Origin of the sequence: Microbacterium martis (assembly GCF_047246685.1) — a bacterium.
Lineage (GTDB): Bacteria > Actinomycetota > Actinomycetes > Actinomycetales > Microbacteriaceae > Microbacterium.
Genome location: NZ_JBFOKT010000002.1, coordinates 11,528 through 31,993, shown reverse-complemented (window position 1 = coordinate 31,993; position 20,466 = coordinate 11,528). Strand labels below are relative to the sequence as shown.

The 20,466-nt window shown below is 69.8% G+C and carries 18 protein-coding genes; 13 read left to right on the top strand and 5 right to left on the bottom strand.

The genetic code is table 11. The features are described from left to right. Window positions 1-118 precede the first annotated feature (118 nt). Entirely contained in the window at window positions 119-1,030 is a 912-nt protein-coding gene (locus tag AB3M90_RS08065) for a MurR/RpiR family transcriptional regulator (protein WP_412951310.1), read from the top strand. 19 nt (window positions 1,031-1,049) lie between these two features. Here the strand turns inward: AB3M90_RS08065 and AB3M90_RS08060 are convergent, their stop codons facing one another. Next, a complete protein-coding gene (locus AB3M90_RS08060; RefSeq protein WP_412951309.1) occupies window positions 1,050-3,311 on the bottom strand; it encodes an FAD-dependent oxidoreductase in 2,262 nt (753 codons plus the stop codon). 87 nt (window positions 3,312-3,398) lie between these two features. Here AB3M90_RS08060 and AB3M90_RS08055 point away from each other — a divergent pair, with 87 nt between their 5' ends. The 8 genes from AB3M90_RS08055 to AB3M90_RS08020 all read left to right on the top strand — a co-directional run bounded on the left by AB3M90_RS08055 (window position 3,399) and on the right by AB3M90_RS08020 (window position 12,519). After that, on the top strand, window positions 3,399-5,396 hold the full coding sequence (locus tag AB3M90_RS08055; RefSeq protein WP_412951308.1) for a beta-galactosidase: 1,998 nt from the start codon (window positions 3,399-3,401) through the stop codon (window positions 5,394-5,396). A 168-nt stretch (window positions 5,397-5,564) separates the two neighbouring features. Next, window positions 5,565-6,602: a substrate-binding domain-containing protein gene (locus AB3M90_RS08050; RefSeq protein ID WP_412951306.1), complete on the top strand. Its 1,038-nt coding sequence runs from the start codon at window positions 5,565-5,567 to the stop codon at window positions 6,600-6,602. Between the two features lie 95 nt (window positions 6,603-6,697). Beyond that, window positions 6,698-7,771 carry an ABC transporter permease gene (locus AB3M90_RS08045; protein ID WP_412951304.1) on the top strand — a complete coding sequence of 358 codons (1,074 nt, stop codon included), beginning with the start codon at window positions 6,698-6,700 and terminating at the stop codon, window positions 7,769-7,771. 2 nt (window positions 7,772-7,773) lie between these two features. Then, entirely contained in the window at window positions 7,774-8,580 is an 807-nt protein-coding gene (locus tag AB3M90_RS08040) for an ATP-binding cassette domain-containing protein (protein WP_412951303.1), read from the top strand. Between the two features lie 47 nt (window positions 8,581-8,627). Next, window positions 8,628-9,464, top strand: a complete 837-nt coding sequence (locus AB3M90_RS08035) for an SDR family oxidoreductase (protein ID WP_412951301.1) — start codon at window positions 8,628-8,630, stop codon at window positions 9,462-9,464. A gap of 4 nt (window positions 9,465-9,468) precedes the next feature. Continuing rightward, complete coding sequence (locus tag AB3M90_RS08030) at window positions 9,469-10,572, top strand: galactitol-1-phosphate 5-dehydrogenase (RefSeq protein WP_412951299.1); 1,104 nt, start codon at window positions 9,469-9,471, stop codon at window positions 10,570-10,572. Next, on the top strand, window positions 10,569-11,624 hold the full coding sequence (locus tag AB3M90_RS08025; protein ID WP_412951297.1) for a zinc-dependent dehydrogenase: 1,056 nt from the start codon (window positions 10,569-10,571) through the stop codon (window positions 11,622-11,624). The genes AB3M90_RS08030 and AB3M90_RS08025 overlap by 4 nt, the downstream gene beginning before the upstream one ends. After that, a complete protein-coding gene (locus AB3M90_RS08020) occupies window positions 11,617-12,519 on the top strand; it encodes a MurR/RpiR family transcriptional regulator (RefSeq protein WP_412951295.1) in 903 nt (300 codons plus the stop codon). Before AB3M90_RS08025 ends, AB3M90_RS08020 begins: the two co-directional genes overlap by 8 nt. 42 nt (window positions 12,520-12,561) lie before the next feature. Here the strand turns inward: AB3M90_RS08020 and glpK are convergent, their stop codons facing one another. Next, window positions 12,562-14,061 carry a glycerol kinase GlpK gene (gene glpK / locus AB3M90_RS08015; RefSeq protein WP_412951293.1) on the bottom strand — a complete coding sequence of 500 codons (1,500 nt, stop codon included), beginning with the start codon at window positions 14,059-14,061 and terminating at the stop codon, window positions 12,562-12,564. A 117-nt stretch (window positions 14,062-14,178) separates the two neighbouring features. Here glpK and AB3M90_RS08010 point away from each other — a divergent pair, with 117 nt between their 5' ends. After that, complete coding sequence (locus tag AB3M90_RS08010; RefSeq protein WP_412951291.1) at window positions 14,179-15,282, top strand: zinc-binding dehydrogenase; 1,104 nt, start codon at window positions 14,179-14,181, stop codon at window positions 15,280-15,282. On the opposite strand, the gene AB3M90_RS08005 is transcribed toward AB3M90_RS08010, so the two are convergent. Then, window positions 15,267-15,974, bottom strand: coding sequence for an SDR family NAD(P)-dependent oxidoreductase (locus AB3M90_RS08005; protein ID WP_412951288.1), 708 nt, complete (start codon window positions 15,972-15,974; stop codon window positions 15,267-15,269). The genes AB3M90_RS08010 and AB3M90_RS08005 overlap by 16 nt on opposite strands. A gap of 74 nt (window positions 15,975-16,048) precedes the next feature. On the opposite strand from AB3M90_RS08005, the gene AB3M90_RS08000 reads away from it, so the two are divergent. Genes AB3M90_RS08000 through AB3M90_RS07990 form a run of 3 tightly spaced genes read left to right on the top strand, consistent with a single transcriptional unit; the run spans window position 16,049 to window position 18,443 of the window. Further along, window positions 16,049-16,918: a transketolase gene (locus AB3M90_RS08000; protein ID WP_412951287.1), complete on the top strand. Its 870-nt coding sequence runs from the start codon at window positions 16,049-16,051 to the stop codon at window positions 16,916-16,918. Then, complete coding sequence (locus tag AB3M90_RS07995; protein ID WP_412951285.1) at window positions 16,915-17,895, top strand: transketolase family protein; 981 nt, start codon at window positions 16,915-16,917, stop codon at window positions 17,893-17,895. The genes AB3M90_RS08000 and AB3M90_RS07995 overlap by 4 nt, the downstream gene beginning before the upstream one ends. Beyond that, complete coding sequence (locus tag AB3M90_RS07990; protein WP_412951283.1) at window positions 17,892-18,443, top strand: phosphatase domain-containing protein; 552 nt, start codon at window positions 17,892-17,894, stop codon at window positions 18,441-18,443. Before AB3M90_RS07995 ends, AB3M90_RS07990 begins: the two co-directional genes overlap by 4 nt. A gap of 55 nt (window positions 18,444-18,498) precedes the next feature. Here the strand turns inward: AB3M90_RS07990 and AB3M90_RS07985 are convergent, their stop codons facing one another. Beyond that, window positions 18,499-19,425: a shikimate dehydrogenase family protein gene (locus tag AB3M90_RS07985; protein ID WP_412951281.1), complete on the bottom strand. Its 927-nt coding sequence runs from the start codon at window positions 19,423-19,425 to the stop codon at window positions 18,499-18,501. Beyond that, complete coding sequence (locus AB3M90_RS07980; protein ID WP_412951279.1) at window positions 19,422-20,270, bottom strand: MBL fold metallo-hydrolase; 849 nt, start codon at window positions 20,268-20,270, stop codon at window positions 19,422-19,424. Before AB3M90_RS07980 ends, AB3M90_RS07985 begins: the two co-directional genes overlap by 4 nt. Window positions 20,271-20,466: the final 196 nt, after the last annotated feature.

Below are 20,466 nucleotides of genomic sequence, written 5' to 3'. Positions count from 1 at the left end.
CCCTCCGTCGCGGCCGGTCCCTCCGGGGGCCGGCCGCGACGTCGCGCCGCACGTCGGTCCGCGACGCCCCACGGTATGTTCGAACGATCGGCGGCAGCGCCGCCATCAGGAGGAAACGGTGCCAGACGAGACGAACATCAGCCCGCTCGAGGTGCTGCGTGCGGCGCTCCCCAAGCTCTCGGGGGCGAAGCTGCGCGTCGCGGAGCTGATCCTCCGCGATCCTCTGGTGGCGGGGGAGAACTCCATCACCTGGCTCGCGGCCGAGGCCGAGACGTCACCCGCCACGATCACGCGGCTCGCGGCCGGCCTGGGCTTCTCGGGCTTCCCGGCTCTGCGCGCCGCGATCGCCCTCGAGAACGGGCGCGGCGCGCAGGCAGGCTGGGAACGCGATATCGGCTCGGCGATCCTGCCCGACGACCCCGCCGACAAGGTGCTCAGCACGCTGGCCGGGAACCAGTTCCAGGCCGCCCGCAACGCCATGGCCTCGGTCGATCTCGTCGCTCTGGAGCGGCTGGCCGAAGCCATCGTCGGAGCCGGGCGCGTGCACCTGTTCGGTGAGTGGGGCGACGCACCCGTCGCCTACGAGCTCTATCTGCGCCTGTTCCGCGTCGGGCTCCCGATCTGGTTCCATGAGGGCGCGTACTTCTCGGAGGTCGGCGCGGGCCGGCTCGGCGAACGCGATCTCGCGCTCGTGATGTCGCGTTCCGGCGAGAGCGCCATCGCGGAGCGCTTCGTCGACGTGGCCCGCGCACACGGTGCCACGACCGCCGTCATCACCGGCGACCCGTCGGCGGCGATCTCCCGCAAGGTCGACATCGCCGTCGCGACCGGCACGGCGACCATCGGTGTGACGTCGTGGACCGACTACTTCGCCGGACGATCGAGCGACACCCTGATCTGCGCGGCGCTGTGGGCGCTCGTCGTGCAGCGCATGCCCGACCTCGTCTTCGATCGGCTGGAGGCCGACGACCCGGCCGCCGCACCCGGCTCCGGAGCGCCGGGAGCAGTGCCGCGGAAGAAGCGCCGCTAGAGCGTCGGCCCGTCGGCGCTCAGCGGACCTGCTCGGGCCCGAAGGCGCGCAGGGAGACGACGCTGGCCCACTCCGACCCGTTGGTCGCCTGGATCACGAGACGGATGCCGGTCGTCGTCACGCTCGCGTCGAGACGGTGACGGCGCAGTCGCTCCCTGTTGTGCGCGGCCGCGGCCACCGGCATCCATTCACCACCGATGAGGGCCTCGATCCGGTAGTCCCGGACGAGCTCCGGGATCACCGGCCACGGGGTGCGATGGTGGTGCAGGTTGACGAGGTCGATGTCGACGTCGTCGTTGAAGACGACGTCGACCTGCGCCACCTCGACGGGCTCGGGCCAGTCGAGCGCGAGCCACGGCGACCGGTCGTCGGCGAGCCGTTCGGACGACCACAGCCGGGGTCCGTCGTAGGGGCGCTGCAGGCCGCCGATCGCCTGAGCGGGCGAGAGCGCCGTCGTCGCGCCGTGCACGCGGATCATCGGCGAGCGTCGGCGCAGCTCCTCCGCCGACCACGAGTTGCTCTGGGCCTGCTCGCTCGAGGTGCGCGGCGTGCGACTGACGAGGCCGATGATGCCGTAGGGCGCGGGACGGTCTTCGTAAAGGATGCTCGCGCCCGCGGCCCGACGCAGCAGCACGACGACGTTCTCGCCCGCGGGTGCCGCATGCGAGAAGGGCAGTTCCACCCACTGCTCGCCGGCGCGAAGCGGCAGACGGGTCGACGCCAGACGCTCGACCGGGATGTGGTTCTCGCCTCCGGCGGTCGACCAGAGCTCGGCTTCGAGCCGGGTGGGCTGCGTCAGGTGCAGCAGCACCTCGACGCCGTCGAACGACGGCTGCACCGGGAACAGCACGGCCAGGTCGTGGTCGTCGAAGCGGAACCGGTGACGCTCGGCCGCGTCGCCGGGCCGATCGGTCGTGAGGCGGGTGAGCGTCGACGACGCGGTGGCGGTGGCTCGCAGGGCCAGGTCGGCGGGGTCGTGCCACTCGACGCCCAGCAGCGACGCGTCGTGGCGCAGCAGGGTCTGCTGCAGCTCGTCGATGCGCTCCTCGGCGAGGGTTCGGGGCGTGATGCCCTCGCGCTCGCAGATCGCCGCGGCGATCCCCGCGGCCTCGCCCGTGACGGCGCACGTCGCCATGACGCGCGTCGTGCCGAAGGCCACGTGGCTCGCCGAGATGTCGCGCCCCGCGACGAGCAGGTTCGACACATTGCGCGAGTAGAGGCTGCGGAACGGGATGTGATAGAGCCCGGCCGTGAACAGGTGCTTCGACCCGTGGTCGTCGGAGTACATGCCGCCGGGCGGGTGCAGGTCGATGCTCCACCCGCCGAAGCCGATCGCGTCGGGGAAGCGGGTCTGCGCCATGATGTCGTGCTGGGTGAGCATGACGTCGCCTTCGAACCGGCGGTACTCGCGCTTGCCCGGCACCGAGCCGACCCACTCGAGGGTGAGGGTGTCGGCGTCGAACTCGCCGGAGTTCTTGATGTGGTCCCAGACGCCGTAGATGACGCCCCACAGCTCGTCGCGGATGTGCTCGGCATCCTGCACCGAATCGAGTTCGCCGCCGTACTCGATCCACCAGTAGTCGCAGCCGTTCGCGGTCGTGCTGATGGGTCGGTTGCGCACGATGCTCGTCGCGGCGATGTCGGTCGTGATCGAGGGAGGGATGAACCGCACCGGCTCACCGGCATCCTTCGTGTAGAAGAACATCGTGCTGCCGAGCATGTCGTCGTCGGGGATCTCGGGCGCCCAGGCCTCGCCGAACTCGGCGTGCGACTCGCGTCCGGTGCGATAGTGCGCGCCGGCGAGGTGGCCGACGAGCCCGTCGCCGGTGGCGTCGATGAAGAAGGGCGAGGTGAACGTGAGAACGCGTTCGGTGTCCATCTGCCAGCCGGTCACCGATCGGATGCTGCGCGCCTCGGCGTCGCCGGTGGCGTCGACCTCGCGCACGTCGGTGTTGAGGAACAGGCGGATGTTGGGCTCGGCGCGGACGGCGTCGAGCACGACCTGATCCCACAGGTAGGGATTGCCCTCGGGGTTGCGGTACTGGTTCTCGCGGAAGAGCTCGCCCATGATGCCGGTCTCGCGGGCGTACTTCTGGGCGCCGTGCGCGGTCGCGCCGCACACCCAGACGCGGATCTCGCTGCTGGCATTGCCGCCGAGCACCGGGCGGTTGTTGATGAGGGCGACGGTCGCACCCTCGCGCGCCGCGCCGATCGCCGCCGCCGTTCCGGCGAGTCCGCCCCCGATCACGGTGACGTCGGCGTGCACCGGCAGGTGTTGCATCTTCGCTCCTCAAACGCTTGCAAAACAATATCTCTACTGTAGGGTAGCGCTGCAGACAATGCAAAGAATTTGCAAGGGAGAATGCGGATGCTCTGGTACGGCGGCGACTACAACCCTGAGCAGTGGCCGCGCGAGGTGTGGGCGGAAGACGTCGAGCTCATGCAGCGGGCCGGGGTGACGGTGGCCACCGTCGGCGTGTTCTCCTGGGCGAAGCTCGAGCCCGCCGACGGCGACTTCCGGTTCGAGTGGCTCGACGACGTGATCGACGGGCTGCATGCCGCCGGCATCGGCGTCGACCTCGCGACCGCGACGGCCTCGCCGCCGCCGTGGCTCACGGCGGCGCATCCCGAGGTGCTGGCGGTCGACGCGTCGGGGCATCGATGGTCGATCGGCAGCCGAGCCCACCACAACCCCACCTCGCCGATCTTCCGGCACTACGCCGACCGACTCGTGACGAAGCTCGCCGAGCGCTACGCGCACCATCCGGCCCTCCTCGCCTGGCACGTCGGCAACGAGTTCGGCAACGAGGTGCCGCGCGACTACGGCGACGAGTCGGCCGATGCGTTCCGCACCTGGCTGCGCTCGCGCTACGGCACGATCGAGCAGCTGAACGCCGCGTGGGGAACAGCCTTCTGGTCGCAGCAGTACGCGTCGTTCGACGAGGTCCACCCTGCGCGCGCCACCCCGACCTTCCCGAATCCGTCGCAGGCCCTCGACTACGAGAGGTTCGGATCCGACATGCTCCTCGCGGCGTACCGAGCCGAGGTCGCCATCCTGCGCCGGGCGAATCCCGCGATCCCGCTCACCACCAACTTCATGGGACCTTTCAAGCCGGCCGACTACTGGGCGTGGGCGGAAGAGGTCGACTTCGTCAGCGACGACTGCTATCCCGACCCGCTCGACCCCGAGGGGCACGTCTATGCCGCGCTGCGTCGCGATCTCATGCGCTCGCTCGCCGGTGGCAAGCCGTGGGTGCTCATGGAGCAGGCCACGAGCGCGGTGAACTGGCGTCCGGTCAACGGCGCCAAGCGCCCCGGGCAGATGCGGGCGCTGTCGCACCAGGCGATCGCCCGCGGAGCCGACGGCATCATGTACTTCCAGTGGCGTCAGGCGGCACGCGGGGCCGAGAAGTTCCACTCGGCGATGCTTCCCGCCGTCGGCACCGACAGCCGCATCTGGCGCGAGGTCGTGCAGCTGGGGGAGGAGCTCGCGGCGCTGAGCGATCTCGCCGGTGCGCCGGTCGAGCAGGCGCCCGTGGCGATCGTCTTCGACTGGGAGTCGTGGTGGGCGTGCGAGCAGGGGGCGATGCCGGCCCGGACCGACTACCTCGCGACCATCACCGAGTGGTACACCGGCCTGTACGAGCTCGGCGTGCTCGTCGACTTCGCACGTCCGGATGACGACCTGTCCCGCTACCGGGTCGTCGTCGCCGCCGCCACGACGGTGCTGTCGGATGCCGCCGCCGAGGCGCTCGACCGCTACGTGCAGCAGGGCGGCCACCTCGTCGCGACCTACCTCACCGGGCTCGTCGATCCCACGGCGCGTCTTCTCCCGGGCGGGCCGCTCGGTCCGCTGGCCGCGACGCTCGGCATCCGCATCGAGGAGATCGCCCCGCGCGCCGAAGGCGACGCCCTTCGCGAGCGTCTCGGTCTTTCGACCGATGTCCGCGGCAAGGTCACGGGACGGGTCGGTGTGTGGGCGGAGGTGCTTCACGCGATCGGCGCGACGGTCGTCGCCCGATACGGGCCCGGCGATCTGGCCGGGCACCCCGCCGTCACCCGCCACGAGCACGGGCGGGGCCTCGGCTGGTATGTCAGTGCCGAGCTCGACCGCCCGGGCCGGGAGGCACTGCTCCGGATCGTCCTCGAGCGCGCCGACGTCGCCGCGGCGTCGACCCCGCCCGCCGTCGAGCTGGTGCGGCGCGGCGGGCTCGTCTTCGCGATCAACCACGGCACGGCGCCGGTGCGACTGGCGCTGGCGGGTCACGACGTGCTGAGCGGCCTGGACGTCGAGCATGTCGAGCTGGGGCCGCACGGTGTGGCCGTGGTTCAGCCTTCCCCCGAGTCATCCGGTGCTCAGGCCTGAGAAGTCACAACACGCCGCGTGAGCCCGCGGGCATGCGGCGTGTCTTGACTCCTCGCGCACCGCGCGCCCGCCTCGAAAACTTTCCCACATGTCTCTCGACAAAGTAGAAATTTCCGGTACTATCGCTCTGTCGGTAATCATTTCTCACTTCCCTGTCGAGAGGAAATCATGCACGCACGTACTCGCAGCATCGTCGCTGCGGTGGCGGCCGGAGCGATGGCGCTCGTCGGCCTCAGCGGCTGCGCCGCAGCATCCGCCGGATCAGGCGAGCCGCTCGTCGGCCTCGTCATCAAGACCCAGGACAACCCCTTCTACGTCAAGATGACCGAAGGCGCCAAAGACGAGGCGAAGGAGCTCGGGCTCAACCTGCAGGTCGCCAGCGGCGACGGTCAGAGCGACGTCGACTCCCAGATCAAGGCGATCGAGAACTTCACCGCTCAGGGCGCCAAGGCGATCCTGGTGACCCCCGCCGGCGACGGCGTCATCCCCGCCATCAAGAAGGCGCAGGAGGCGGGAATCGTCGTCTTCGCGATGGACTCCCCGCTCGGCGCCGACTCCGGCATCGACGGCACCTTCGCCACCGACAACCACCTCGCCGGCGTGCTCGTGGGCGAATGGGCCAAGGCGGCGCTCGCCGACGAGGAGCCGCGCATCGCGACCCTCGACCTGAGCACCGACCAGATCCCCGTCGACGTCGCCCGCAACCAGGGCTTCCTCGAGGGCTTCGGCATCGAGCTGGGCGACCCGGCGAAGATGTGGGACGAGACCGACCCGCGGCTCGTGGGCCACGAGGTCACCGACGCCAACGAGGCGGGTGGACGCACCGGCATGGAGAAGCTGCTCCAGAAGGACCCGTCGATCAACCTCGTCTACACGATCAACGAGCCCACCGCCGCCGGCGCCTATCAGGCCGTGGTGGCCGCGGGGCTCGAAGACCAGATCACCATCGTGTCGGTCGACGGCGGCTGCCCCGGCGTCACCAACGTGCAGAAGGGCATCATCGCGGCCACCTCGATGCAGTTCCCGCTCGAGATGGCGAAGCAGGCCCTGCAGGCGGTCGACGCCTACATCGCCGACGGCACCAAGCCGAAGAACAGCGAAGGGCTCGACTTCACCAACACCGGCGTCACCCTCGTGACCGATCAGCCCCAGGAGGGCGTCGAGTCGGAGGACACGACCTTCGGACTGGAGCAGTGCTGGGGCTGAGCCCCCGCCGCACCACGACCGGGTGAGGGCCGGCTCTTGCCGACCGGCCCTCACCCCGCACACCTTCCCCCATACAACGACGTAGGAAGTCGATCATGAACCGCAGTGCCACAGACATCCCGGATGACGAGCGGCCCAGCACCGTCACCGCCGGATTCTCGATGGGACTGGTCGAAATCGACCAGCGGACCCGTCTCAGCCCCCTCCAGTGGATCGAACGACGGATGCTGTCGCGACCGCTCATCGGACCGGTCGCGGTCCTCATCATCGCGCTGATCGTCTTCTCGATCGTGTCGCCCAACTTCGGCACCCTGCAGAACTTCTCGCTGATCCTCCAGCAGGTGCAGGTCATCGCGATGCTCGGCATCGCTCAGACCCTCATCATCCTCACCGCCGGGATCGACCTGTCGGTCGCCGCCGTCATGCTGCTCTCGCAGGTCGCGATGGGCCGCTTCGCTGTGGCGATGGGTCTTCCCGTCGAGCTCTCGCTGGTGCTGGGCATCATCGTCGGCATCGCGTGCGGCGCGATCAACGGCTTCATCGTCACGAAGCTCAACATCCCGCCGTTCATCGCGACCCTTGGAACGCTGAGCATCTTCTACGCGCTGAACATCTTCCTCTCCGACGGCGAGAGCGTGCCGTACGCCGAGGTGCCGGCGCTGTTCAACTGGCTCGGCACCGGATTCCGGGTCTTCGGCACCACCTTCACCTTCGGGCAGGTGCTGACGATCCTCATGTTCGTCCTGTTCGCCTACATCCTGCGCAACACCGCCTGGGGCACCCACATCTACGCGGTCGGCGACAACATGGAGGCGGCTCGGCTCAGCGGCATCCGCGTCAACCGGGTTCTCATGTCGGTCTACGTGGTGGCCGGACTCATCATCGGCATCACCGCCTGGCTGCTGATCGGCCGGATCGGCTCGATCTCGCCCACCGCGGGCGCCGCCTACAACCTCGCCTCGATCACCGCCGTGGTGATCGGCGGAACCAGCCTCTTCGGCGGCCGGGGGCGCATCATGGGCACCCTGCTCGGCTCGCTCATCGTCGGAGTCTTCTCGAGCGGCCTCTCGCTCGCGGGCTTCGACAGCCTCTGGCAGGAGTTCACCATCGGCCTGCTCATCATCGGCGCGGTCGCCGTCGACCAGCGCCTGCGGAAGATCGGACGCTGACCATGACCACCGAAACGCAGACCCCGCGCTCCACCGATCTGGTGCTCGAAGCGCGCGGCATCGTGAAGCGCTACGGCCGGGTCGTCGCACTCGACCACACCGACTTCGAGATCCGCGCCGGCGAGGTGCTCGCCGTCATCGGCGACAACGGTGCGGGCAAGTCGTCGCTCATCCAGACGCTCTCCGGCGCGGTCCAGCCCGACGAGGGAGAGCTGCTGGTCAGCGGCGAGCCGACCGAGCTGAAGACTCCGGTCGACGCCCGCCGGCTCGGCATCGAGACCGTGTTCCAGAGCCTGGCGGTGTCGCCGGCGCTCGACATCGCCAGCAACATCTTCCTCGGGCGCGAGCTGCGCCGGCCCGGCATCGCCGGTTCGGTGTTCCGGATGCTCGACAAGAAGCGCATGCGCGCCGAGTCGCTCGAAGTGATGTCGCAGCTGGGACTGCAGACCCTGCAGAACATCGGTCAGTCAGTGGAGACGCTCTCGGGTGGCCAGCGCCAGGGCGTCGCCGTGGCCCGCGCCGCCGCGTTCGGGTCGAAGGTCGTCATCCTCGACGAGCCGACCGCCGCCCTCGGCGTCAAGGAGTCCGGGCGCGTGGTCAAGCTCATCAAGGACATCAACGCCCGCGGCATCCCGGTCATCCTGATCAGCCACAACATGCCGCAGATCTTCGAGGTCGCCGACCGCATCCACATCCAGCGACTCGGCAAGCGCATCGCGCTGGTCGAGACCTCGCAGATCGACATGGCGGATGCCGTGGCGCTGATGGTCGGCGCCAAGACGCCCGAGCAGCTCGGGCTGCCGTCATGACGTCGTCGGCCGCGCCCTCGCCCTTCCCTCACGAAAGGAGCACCGACATGGTGCCGAACTACCTCCCCACCCCCGGCACGGCCCTCGACGGCAAGGTGGCGCTCATCACCGGAGCCGCATCCGGCATCGGCGAAGCCGTCGCCCGGATCTATGCCGCCAACGGATGCCGCGTCGCGCTCGTCGACATCGACGAGGCCCGCCTCGACGAGGTCGCCGCCGACATCGCCGAGCGCGGGGGAGAGGTCCTGCCCATCGTCGCGAACGTGGTCGAAGAAGACGCGGTTCGGGCGTTCTTCGCCGAGACGGTCGCCCGCTGGGGCCGCCTCGACCTGGTCGTGAACAGCGCGGGTCGCGACTCGCTCGCCCCGCCGGTGACCGAGGTGACGCTGGAGGAGTGGAACAAGACGATCGGCCCGAACCTCACCGGGGTCTTCCTCTGCTGCCGCGAGGCGTTCCTGCAGATGGAGAAGCAGGAGTCGGGCGGGCGCATCATCAACATGGGGTCGTCGTCGACCAAGGTGGCCTCCGGTCCCGGTCACAGCCCGTACCGCGCCTCGAAGCACGGCATGCTGGGCTTCTCGAAGAACATCCTCATCGAGGGCATGCACAAGAACATCGGCGTCACGGTGCTCAACCCGTCGCACGTGCGCACCCCGATGACCGAGATCATCGACAAGGGCCTCTACGACGGCGACCTGCCGGCGTACACCGACGGGTGGCTCGACGAGAAGGAGATCGAGGAGGGCCTCTCGGCCAGCTGCATCGACGTCTCGAACGTCGCCGAGGCCGCGCTCTACATCGGCACCCGCACGCCTGACGTCACCATCCCCACGTTCTCGCTGTACCCGACGCACAAGGTGCTGCGGTACGGCATGGAGGTCTGACGACGTGAAGGCTGCAGTGCTGCGCGGCATCCGCGACATCGACGTCGTCGACGTGCCGATGCCCGAACCCGTCGGCGTCGACTCGGTGCTCGTGCGCATCGGGGCGGTCGGCGTGTGCGGATCGGATGTGCTCCGGTTCGGGATCGGCAAGGGCTACGGGTTCCCGCTCGTGCTCGGCCACGAGATGTCGGGCACCCTAGCCGAGGACTCGCCCTCGGGTGCGCTGAAGGCGGGAGACCGGGTCGCGATCTTCCCGTGCATCCCCGAGCCGTCCGACCCGATGACCGAGATCGGGCAGTACGCGCTCGCCGACCGGTACGACTACTTCGGATCCCGCCGCGACGGCGGTCTGGAGGAGTATCTGCGGGTGCCCGAGCGCAACCTGGTCCCCCTGCGCCCGGGCACCTCCCTGATCGCCGGTGCGATGGTCGAGCCGGCGGGCGTGGCCCTGCACGCGGTTCGCAAGGCCGAGATCCCGCCGAACGCCACCGCCCTCGTGATCGGCGCCGGCCCCATCGGCATCCTCGCGGCGCAGTGGCTGCGCATCCTCGGCGTCGTCCGGGTGCTCGTGGCCGACATCGATGCCCGCAAGCGCGAGGTCGCCGAGAGCCTCGGCTTCGAGACGCTCGACGCGTCGGCGGGACCGTCCGACGAGCTGGCGGCCGCGGCGACGGGCGGCCGGGGCGTCGACATCGCCGTCGAAGCGAGCGGCCTGTCGGTGACTCTGGTCCAGGCGATCCGTTCCGCCGCGCACCGGGGGCAGGTCGTTCTGCTCGGCGACCTCGCCGACGACCTGACCCTGCCGAAGGAGCTCGTGTCGCGCGTGTTGCGCCGAGAGCTCGTGCTGCGCGGCACCTGGAACGCGGTCATCACCCCGCGCGTCACCAACGACTGGGAGATGGTCGTCGCCTGCCTGGGCACCTCGCTGGTGGTCGACGGACTCGTCAGCCACGTGGAGCGCATCGACGACGCGCACGAGGTCTTCACCCGGCTCGCCGACCGCGACGGCTGGTCGAACAAGACGATCTTCGCGGTGTCCGACGAGGCCCTCGCCGAGGCGGATTCCGTCCTGGCGGGATCACTCTCCGCCCGATCGGCCCGGCGATGAAGGCCGCGGTCTTCCTCGGTCCCGGCCGTATCGAGGTCACCGACATCCCGGTCCCCGAGGTGGGTCCGGGCGATGTGCTCGTCGAGGTGGGGGCGGCCAGCATCTGCGGCACCGACCTGCGCATCATGAAGCACGGCCACTTCCGCATCCCCGAGGGCACGCGGCGCGTGCTCGGGCACGAGCTCACCGGACGCATCGTGCGCGCCGGCCGCGATGTGCAGGGCTTCGCAGAGGGCGACCGGGTCAGCGTCGCGCCGAACGTGGGCTGCGGTGTCTGCGCCATGTGCCGCCGCGGGCTCAACCAGCTGTGCCCGACGTACGAGGCCTTCGGCATCACGATGAACGGCGGCTTCGAGGAGTTCATGCTCGTGCCGGCCGTCGCGATCGAGCGGGGCAACCTCTTCCACGTTCCGGATGCCGTGAGCGACGAGATCGCCGCGATCATGGAGCCCATGTCGTGCTGCCTGCACGGCCAGCGCAAGGTCGGTGTCACGCCCGACGACTCGGTGCTCATCATCGGCGCCGGCCCGATCGGCTGCTTCCACACGGTGCTCGCCAAGCGCGCGGGCGCCCGTCAGGTGATCGTCGCGAACACCCGCCAGCCGCGGCTCGACATCGCCGGCAGGCTGGGCGCCGACCACCTGATCAACGTCTCGGAGCAGGACCTGCGCGAGGAGGTCATGGCGCTCACCGCCGGCGAGGGCGCCGACGTCGTGATCACGTGCGTGTCGAAGCCCGAGGTCATCGCGTCGACGACCGATCTGGTCGGCCGACTCGGACGCATCAATGTGTTCTCCGGCCTCGGCGACCAGGCGCGGCCGGCGATCGACGTCAACTCCCTGCACTACAAGGAGCAGACCCTCACCGGGACCACCGGCTCGAGCGTCACCGACTACGGCGACGTCCTCGACATCGTGGCCGAGAGCGACGTCGACCTGACGCCGATCGTCACCGCCCGCTTCTCGCTCGATCAGATCGAGGAGGCGATGGAGCACTCGCGCTCCGGGGTCGGCATGAAATCGGTGATCCGTCTAGACTCCACACGTGACTGACCAGGACATGGGTGCGAACCTGCTCCACCAGATCTCGCGTCGTGCGGGGTCGCTCAGCCCGGCGCTGCGCGGGGTCGCCGATGTGATCCTGTCGGATCCGGAGGAGGCGCAGGCCCTGTCGATCACCGAGCTGGCCGGCCGCGCCGGTGTGGCGGACTCGACCGTCTCGCGGTTCCTTCGCGAGCTGCAGCTCGACGGCTACAACCAGCTGCGCCTCGGTATCGCGCAGGCCATCTACTCGCGTCCGGTGTCGACCGAGCAGCGGACCAACTGGGTGTACGAGGGCGTGCTCAAGGGCGACACGAGCGAGCAGATCGTCGAGAAGGTGCTGCACGGCAGCTTCGAGTCGCTCAACCGCACGGCAGAGCGGCTCGACCCCGAGGTGATGAGCGCCGTCGTCGAGCGCATCCACGATGCGTCGGCGGTGTACTTCGCCGCGATGGGGTCGTCGTCGACGGCCGCCGAGAGCGCCATGATGCGCTTCGTGCGCGCCGGCAAACGGTGCCACTTCTTCCGTGATCAGAGCGTGCAGTCGATGGGCAGCGCGACGCTGCGCGAGGGCGACGTGATGATCGCGATCAGCGACTCGGGCGACTCGACCTCGGTGGTCGCATCGGCTCAGATCGCGAAGTTCCACGGCGCATACGTGCTCGGGGTCACCTCGAACGTCGATTCGGCGCTCGCCTCGGTGGTCGACGACGTGCTGCTCACCGCGGGCACCGTCGCGAGCTCCGACGTGTACGGCGAGTCGGTGACGGCGAAGTGGGGGCAGCTCCTCGCGATCGACGTGCTGTACGCCACCTATGCGACGCGCTTCTTCGAGGAGACCGCCGACTACCTGCAGGAGAGCTACCTCTCGGCGATCAAGCCGACCCGCGGCGGCGGCCGGGACTGAGCCGGCGCAGGGGTGGCGCGGGCGGCCGGCCCCGCGCGCGTCTCAGTGGTCGGCCCAGTCGAGGGAGCGCGCGACGGCCTTGGTCCACCCGGCGTAGAGGCGGTCGCGCGTGGCGGCATCCATCTGCGGCTCGAACGTCCGCTCGATGTCGATCGTGGCGCGCAGCTGGTCCTGCGACGACCAGAAGCCGACCGCGAGTCCGGCGAGGAACGCGGCACCGCGGGCGGTCGACTCGGTGACCAGCGGGCGATGCACCGGCACGCCCAGCTGATCGGCCTGGAACTGCAGGTGGAAGTCGTTGGCGACCGCGCCGCCGTCGACGCGCAGCTCGGGAAGCGGCGTGCCCGACTCGGCGGTCATGGCGTCGATCACGTCGCGGTACGAGTAGCTCATCGACTCGAGTGCCGCCCGCACCAGCTGCGCGCGACCGGTGCCGGGTGTGATGCCGAACACCGCCGCGCGGGCGTACTGGTCCCAGTACGGCGAGGCCAGTCCGGTGAACGCCGGAACCAGATAGACCCCGCCGGTGTCGGGAACGGATGCCGCGAGCGCCGCGGTCTCCTCGACCCCGTCGATGATGCGCATCTCGTCGCGCAGCCATTTGATGGTCACGCCCACGCCGAAGAACACCCCTTCCAGCGCGTATTCGACGCGGCCGTCGAGCCCCCAGGCGATCGTCGTGATGAGGCCGGCCTCGGAGTGGACGGGGGTCGTCCCGGTGTTCATCATCACCGAGCCGCCGGTGCCGTAGGTCGCCTTGACCGAGCCGGGCGCGAAGCAGGCCTGGCCGAAGAGGGCGCCCTGCTGATCGCCGGTCGCCGAGGCGACGGGGATGGCGGCGGAGAAGCCCGCCGCGGTGCCGGTCGTGCCGTACACCTCGCTCGAGGGGCGGACGTCGGGGAGGATGCTGCGGGGGATGCCGAGGAGGCCGAGGATCTCGTCGTCCCAGGTGAGATCGCGGATGTTGAAGCACATTGTGCGGGAGGCGTTGGAATAGTCGGTGACGTGCGCGGCGCCGTCGGTGAGCTTCCAGATGAGCCAGGAGTCGATGGTCCCGCACAGCAGCTCTCCGGCTTCCGCGCGTCGGCGGACGCCGGGCACGTTCTCGAGGAGCCAGCGGATCTTCGTCCCCGAGAAGTACGTGTCGATGGGCAGGCCGGTGGCCTGGCGGATGAGGTCGGTGTGACCGTCGGCGCGCAGGGTGTCGCAGAACTCCGCGGTGCGGCCGTCCTGCCACACCAGCGCGTTGTGCACGGGTTCTCCGGTCACGCGATCCCAGATGACGCAGGTCTCCCGCTGGTTGGTGATGCCGATGGCGGCGATGGCCTCGGCGGACACGCCGGATTCGGCGAGCACCCGGTGCGCCACGCGCAGCTGCGATTCCCAGATGACCTCGGCATCGTGCTCGGCCCAGCCGGGGGCGGGGTAGTGCTGCTCGAACTCCTCCTGCGCGATCCCGTCGATCGAGCCGTCCTCGCCGAACAGGATGGCGCGGACGCTTCCGGTGCCGGCGTCGAGCGCCATCACGTGTGTCTTGTTCATCCTCGAACCGGTTCCACTTCGTCGTGTGTTGACCGGGCTTCCTGCCCGTGACTAGAGTGTCCGAAGTTTATTCTGAAAGCAAGTCCAGCAGAGAAATATTTACCGAATGGAGTCCGGATGCGCGCCGCCGTCCTGTACAGCCCGCACGAACCGCTGCGGATCGAAGAGGTGGAGACGCCGGCGACCCTCGAGCCGCACGAGGTCCGCGTGGCGACCGCTGCGGTCGGTCTGTGCCACTCCGACCTGCACGTGATCGACGGCCGCGTGGCCCGGCCGATGCCCGTCGTGCTCGGCCACGAGGCGTCCGGCATCGTCACCCAGGTCGGCACTGCGGTCGCCGACGTCGCGGTCGGCGATCACGTGATCGCGTGCTTCGTCGTCTTCTGCGGCGACTGCCGCATGTGCCGTGCCGGGCGTCCGGCGATGTGTCAGGACCGGGAGGCCACGATGCGGGCGGCCGACGCTCCGCCGCGCCTGTCGCGGGACGGCGCCGAGATCCACCAGTGGACGAACATCGCCGGTTTCGCCGAGGAAATGGTGCTGCACCGCAACGCCGTCACCGTGATCGATCGCCGGATGCCGCTCGACCTGGCGGCCATGCTCGGCTGCGCGGTCGCGACCGGAGTCGGATCGGCGCGCAAGGTCGCCCGGGTCGCCCCGGGCGACCATGTCGTCGTGATCGGCGCCGGCGGGGTCGGGCTCAACGTCTGCCAGGGTGCCGCGCTCGCCGGCGCGGCGACCGTCATCGCGATCGACCGCAGCGCCGAGCGCCTGCAGCTGGCGAAGGAGAGATTCGGGGCGACGCACGGCATCGACGCGTCGCGGGTGACGGATGCCGCCGCCGAGGTGCGCGCGCTCACCGACGGGGGAGCCGACCACGTGTTCGAGGCGGTCGGCATCCCCGGTCTGGTGGGGACGGCGCTCGATGCGACCGCCCGGGGCGGATCGGTGTGGGCGGTCGGCGTGTTCGGCGACGAGGCGCGGATCGACTTCTCGGCCGGTCACCTGCACGCCGGCAAGGGTGTGCACGGAGTGCGCGCGGGGTCGCTCGAGCCGCAGGCCGACCTGCCGCTGCTCGTCGAGGAGTATCTGGCCGGACGGCTCGAGCTCGACGCCCTCGCGGGACGACGGATCGCGCTGGACGACATCAACGACGGGATCGCCGACCTCGAGGCCGGGGTCGGCGCCCGCACGCTGGTGGTCTTTCAGCCGATCGAGTAGCCGCCGTCGACGGTGAGGACGGTGCCGGTGATGTAGGCGGCATCCGCCGAGACGAGGAAGCCGATCGCCTTGGCGACGTCGTCGGCCTCTCCCCATCGGGCGAGAGGGATGCGCGCGGTGATGCGCGCGAAGCGCTCGGCGTCGTCGCGCGCACGCCGTGACATCGGCGTCGCGATCCACCCCGGCGCCACGGCGTTCGCGCGGATGCCGTCGGCGGCGTACGCGACCGCCTGCGACCGCGTCAGCGCCACGATCGCGCCCTTCGATGCGGCGTAGGCCGGGGAGTTCGCCGACCCGAAGAAGCTCCACATCGAGGCGAAGTTCACGATCGACCCTCCTGCCGCCGCGAGTCGGTCGCGCAGCAGCTCGGCGACGGCGAGCACGCCGGTGACGTTGATCCCCAGCACGGCGTCGAACCGCTCCGGCTGCCACTCGTCGTCGCGCAGGACGGCGGCACCGGTGACCAGTGCGCTGACCGGGCCGACGTCGGCGAGCGAGGCCTCCAGCGCGGCCGCGTCGCTGACGTCGCATCGACGGAACGAGATCTCCTCGGGCAGGTCGGCGTCGGCGTCGAGTCCCACGGCGACGACGGTCCAACCGCGGTCGACGAGCATCGTGGCGACGGCGCGGCCGATCCCGGTGCCTCCGCCGGTGATCACGGCGAGCGGGGCGGAGAGAGAAGTGGGGGACATGCGGACTCCTGACGTGTCGAAATTTCTTCGACCGTAGCTTGACAGCGGGTGAAATTTCAATGAGCATGTCTCTCGTGCCCTCACCGACGACGCTGACACCCGCCCGACCGACCTCCGATGCCGCCTTCCTGGCCGACCGAGCCGCCTTCGTGCGCACCGAGGCGATCCGCCTCATCGAGCTCGCGAAGGTCGGCCATTACAGCTCGGTCTTCTCCGCCGCCGAGATCTTCGCCGCCCTGTACTACGGCGTGATGCGAACGGATGCCGCGCGGCCGGACTGGCCCGACCGCGACCGGTTCCTCATGGGCAAGGGCCACGCCGCCGTCGGTCTGTTCCCGGTCCTCGCCGACCTCGGTTACTTCCCCGCCGAGGTGCTCGACGGCTACACGCGGCTCGGCAGTCCGCTCGGCGATCACCCCGACATGACGAAGGTTCCCGGCATCGACTTCAGCTCGGGTTCGATCGGCCATGCGCTGTCGAACGGCCTCGGAATGGCGCTCGGTGGCCGGATGGCGCGACGCGACTTCAGCGTGTTCGTGATGCTCGGCGACGGCGAGATGCAGGAGGGCCAGGTCTGGGAGGCGGCCCTCGGCGCCGCTCACCACCGCCTCGGCAAGCTCATCGCCATCGTCGACCGCAACGGGTTCCAGCTCGACGGCAGCGTCGACGACGTCATCGGCATCGAGCCGCTGACCGACAAGTGGCGCGCCTTCGGGTGGCAGGTCCACGAGGTCGACGGGCACGATGCCGGCGCCGTGCGCGACCTGCTGCTGTCGCTCGCCGAGCGCGGCGACGGCGACGCGCCCAGCTGCGTCATCGCACACACCCGGAAGGGCAAGGGCGTCGCCTACATGGAGGAGGAGCCCGGATGGCACCTCGGATACCTCGTTCCGGCCGACGCGGAACGCGCGGTCGCCGAGATCCGCGAGGGAGGAGCCGCATGACCACGCAGACGCTCAGCGAAGGATCGTGGCAGTACCGCGGTCTGAACGCGCAGAACCCCGGCCTCGACTACCTGTCCGATGGGCTGCTCGACCTCGTCGAGGCCGGCGTGCCGGTCGTCGCCGGCACGGCCGACTTGCAGTACTCGAACGGCCTGGTGACCTTCGCGAAGCGGCATCCGGATCGGTTCGTGCAGTTCGGGATCTCGGAGCAGAACATGGTCTCCGCCGCCGCGGGGCTCGCCACGACCGGTGCCGTGCCGTTCGTCGCGACATTCGCCTCGTTCCTCGGCCTGCTGTGCTGCGAGCAGATCAGGATGGATGTCGCCTACACGAAGCTGCCGGTCCGCCTCATCGGGCATCACACCGGCATCGCGCTCGGGTTCTACGGCACCAGCCACCACGCCACGGAGGACATCTCGACCATGCGGGCCATCGCCGGGCTCACCGTGGTGTCGCCTGCCGACGGCCCTCAGCTGCGCGCCGCGATCCGCGCGTCGGTCGACTGGCCCGAGCCGATCTACTTCCGCACCAGCCGCGGGCGCGACCCGCAGGTGTATGACGACGACGTCGAGTTCGTGTTCGGGAAGGGCGTCGAGCACGCCACGGGAACCGATCTGACCATCATCGCGTGCGGCACGCAGGTGCATCCGGCGCTCGAGGCCGCGGAGACGCTGCGGGCGGACGGCCTCTCGGTCGGCGTCATCGACATGCCGACGATCAAGCCGCTCGACGACGAGCTCGTACGCGCGGCGGCCGCCCGCAGCGCCGTGGTGCTCACGGTCGAGGAGCACAACGTCCTCGGGGGCCTGGGCGCCGCGGTCGCCGAGGTCATGGCCGAGACGCCGTCGGGCTCCCGGCTCGTGCGCCACGGCATCCGTGACGAGTACAGCCTCATCGCACCGCCGACCCATCTCTACCGCCACTACCGGCTCGACGCCCCCGGCATCACCGCGGTGGCGCGGGAGGCGCTCGCATGACCACGACCGACCAGGCGGCGCGCACCACGGTGCTCCCGCACGCCCATTGGCACGCGGCCACCGAGGTGCGCCCGGGCCCTGCGGCCATCTTCGACCTCGACGGGGTGCTGGCCGACGCGATGCATCGGCAGCACTTCCTGCACCGGGAGACGCCCGACTGGGTGTCGTTCTATCGCGACGTGCACGCCGATGCCGTGATCGAGGCGGGCCGTGCCCTGCTGTCGTGCATGCGCGACGACATCACGGTGATCATCCTCACGGCACGGGTCGACGAGGTGGCCGTCGTGACGCGCGAGTGGCTGATCGCGCAGGGCCTGCGCTTCGACCTGCTGGTCTGCCGCCCGCCGCGAGAAGACGACGACGCCACGGTCGCGGTCGACTACAAGCGCATCGAGATCGCCCGCATGCTCGAGTGGGGCATCGAGCCGATCGTCGGCATCGACGACAACCGCAAGATCGTCGACATGTACGCCGAGTTCGGCATCCCGAGCGTCTACTTCCCCAGCGGCTACTACGACAGCAGTTCGCGCTACGACGGCGGCGTCTAGCGTCTCACGGAGGAGGGGCGCAGCGGGAATCCGCTGCGCCCCTCCTCGTCGGGCGTCAGGCCATCGTCGAGCGGGCGATCTCCGACAGCCGGTCGAAGAGTGCGCCGCGAGCGGGGATGTCGATGCCGTGCACCTCGGCGACCACCGAGGTCCAGGAGTAGACGAAGTAGTCCCAGCCGTCTTCGACGACGAGGTCGCGCTCTGCCTGCTGCGCGGCGGCCTGCACGAGGAACGGCCGGGGCCCGCGATAGTTCATGTCCCACACGATCGATCCCTGCGGCATCACGACGTCGTCGGTGAGCGGAGAGCCCGGCCGATCCTTGCCCATGCCGGTCGCGTTGACCAGGACGGATGCCGGCGGCAGGGCCGCGACGACGGCGTCAGCCTCCGCGGCATCCGCTGTGACGTGCGTGACCACCGGAATCGCGAATCCGATGCTGTCGTGCAGTGCCCGCATCTCCTCCAGGCGCCGCGGCGACCGCGCCGTCACGTGGATGCGCGTCGGTACCTCGCGCCCGTCGGTGGCCGCGCGGTGTAGTCCCAGGGTCGTGGCGATCGACGCGCCGCCCGCGCCGAGCAGCAGCAGCTCGCCGCCGCGCGCCCAGTGGCCATCGGGGATGAGCGCCTCGAGCGCGAGACGGCTGGTGCGGTCGTCGAGCGCGGCGCCGCGCAGGGTGCCGTCGCGCACGATCAGGCAGCTGACCTCGTGGAGCAGCCGCGCCGAGTCGTCGAGCTCGGCGAAGAGGTCGCGGGCGGCGGCCAGCACATTGAGCTTGTGCGTGGTGATCAGTCCGCCGATCGAGCCGGGAGTGCTGAGGACGCGCTCGACCGCGGCGCGATAGTCGTCGCGCGGGGCATCGATCGGGAAGTCGACGCCGACGAGGCGCGAGTCGATGCCGAGTTCGGCCATCCAGAGCGGGTAGATGCGCTGCATGGCGGACTGCGCCGTCGACACCCCGAAGAACCAGAACGTCGAGGTCATGCCGAGGCTCCCGAGACGGTGAACGGAACGCCGAGTTCGGGGATGCGCCAAGCGATGTCGTCGACCGAGGTGAGCCGCTGGGCGAGGTCGGCGGGGTCGGCCGAGTTGAACTCGAAGAGTCCCCAGTGGTGGCACACGAGCGACGGGATGCCGGCGTCGCGGCACAGGGTGACGGCCTCGTCGAGCGTGAAGTTGCCGGGAACGCCGTGGTCGCGGCGATGCGCGTCGCGTCCGTTCACGGGCAGGAGCGCGAGATCGACGGAGAGGTCGCGGACGATGCCGGCCTGCCCCGGGTAGGGCGCGCAGTCGCCGGAGTGGTAGATGCGCAGGCCGCCGATCTCGATCACGTACCCGAGGAAGAGGTTCTGCCCGTGCGCGTCGACGGTGAGCTCTTCGTGGGCGGCAGGGACCGCCGTGATCGTCACGCCCTGCCGCGCGAACGACTCACCGGCATCCAGTCCGAGCAGGCGGGGCGCCGGGATGCCGCGTGCGACGCCCTTGACCGCCTCGGCTCGAGGCACGACGAAGAGCGGGTCGCTGGAGGTCTGGAGGTAGGGGATGGACCCGAGATCCATGTGGTCGGTGTGCCCGTGGGTGCAGAGCACGAGGTCGAGGCCCGTGACGTCCGACGGGTTGACGGGACTCGGGTGCAGACGACGGTGCGGGAAGATGCGTCCGCGATACTTGTCGGCCAGGACGTCGCTGAGGTACGGGTCTATGAACAGCAGAGTGTCTCTGAACCGCACCGCGAAGCCGGCCTGTCCGAGCCACCAGAGCGCGACGTCGTCGTCAGAGCCCGGCGGGTTGGGGAACCGGGGGTCGAGGGGAAGTCGGGCGGGCGTCATCGCAGCTCCTTCGAAAGAATTTCTCTAACGATAGCCCGAGCCGAAATATCCTGCAATGCCCCCCGCCCCTTGGGTCCCTGAGCGTGTCGAAGGGCCCTGACCCCTTGGGTCCCTGAGCCTGTCGAAGGGCCCTGACCCCTTGGGTCCCTGAGCCTGTCGAAGGGCCCTGACCCCTTGGGTCCCTGAGCCTGTCGAA

Coding starts and splice junctions, on each gene's coding strand:
- AB3M90_RS08060 (WP_412951309.1), bottom strand. CDS start 3,311: ATGCAACACCTGCCGGTGCACGCCGACGTCACCGTGATCGGGGGCGGA.
- AB3M90_RS08055 (WP_412951308.1), top strand. CDS start 3,399: ATGCTCTGGTACGGCGGCGACTACAACCCTGAGCAGTGGCCGCGCGAG.
- AB3M90_RS08050 (WP_412951306.1), top strand. CDS start 5,565: ATGCACGCACGTACTCGCAGCATCGTCGCTGCGGTGGCGGCCGGAGCG.
- AB3M90_RS08045 (WP_412951304.1), top strand. CDS start 6,698: ATGAACCGCAGTGCCACAGACATCCCGGATGACGAGCGGCCCAGCACC.
- AB3M90_RS08040 (WP_412951303.1), top strand. CDS start 7,774: ATGACCACCGAAACGCAGACCCCGCGCTCCACCGATCTGGTGCTCGAA.
- AB3M90_RS08035 (WP_412951301.1), top strand. CDS start 8,628: ATGGTGCCGAACTACCTCCCCACCCCCGGCACGGCCCTCGACGGCAAG.
- AB3M90_RS08025 (WP_412951297.1), top strand. CDS start 10,569: ATGAAGGCCGCGGTCTTCCTCGGTCCCGGCCGTATCGAGGTCACCGAC.
- glpK (WP_412951293.1), bottom strand. CDS start 14,061: ATGAACAAGACACACGTGATGGCGCTCGACGCCGGCACCGGAAGCGTC.
- AB3M90_RS08010 (WP_412951291.1), top strand. CDS start 14,179: ATGCGCGCCGCCGTCCTGTACAGCCCGCACGAACCGCTGCGGATCGAA.
- AB3M90_RS08005 (WP_412951288.1), bottom strand. CDS start 15,974: ATGTCCCCCACTTCTCTCTCCGCCCCGCTCGCCGTGATCACCGGCGGA.
- AB3M90_RS07995 (WP_412951285.1), top strand. CDS start 16,915: ATGACCACGCAGACGCTCAGCGAAGGATCGTGGCAGTACCGCGGTCTG.
- AB3M90_RS07990 (WP_412951283.1), top strand. CDS start 17,892: ATGACCACGACCGACCAGGCGGCGCGCACCACGGTGCTCCCGCACGCC.
- AB3M90_RS07985 (WP_412951281.1), bottom strand. CDS start 19,425: ATGACCTCGACGTTCTGGTTCTTCGGGGTGTCGACGGCGCAGTCCGCC.
- AB3M90_RS07980 (WP_412951279.1), bottom strand. CDS start 20,270: ATGACGCCCGCCCGACTTCCCCTCGACCCCCGGTTCCCCAACCCGCCG.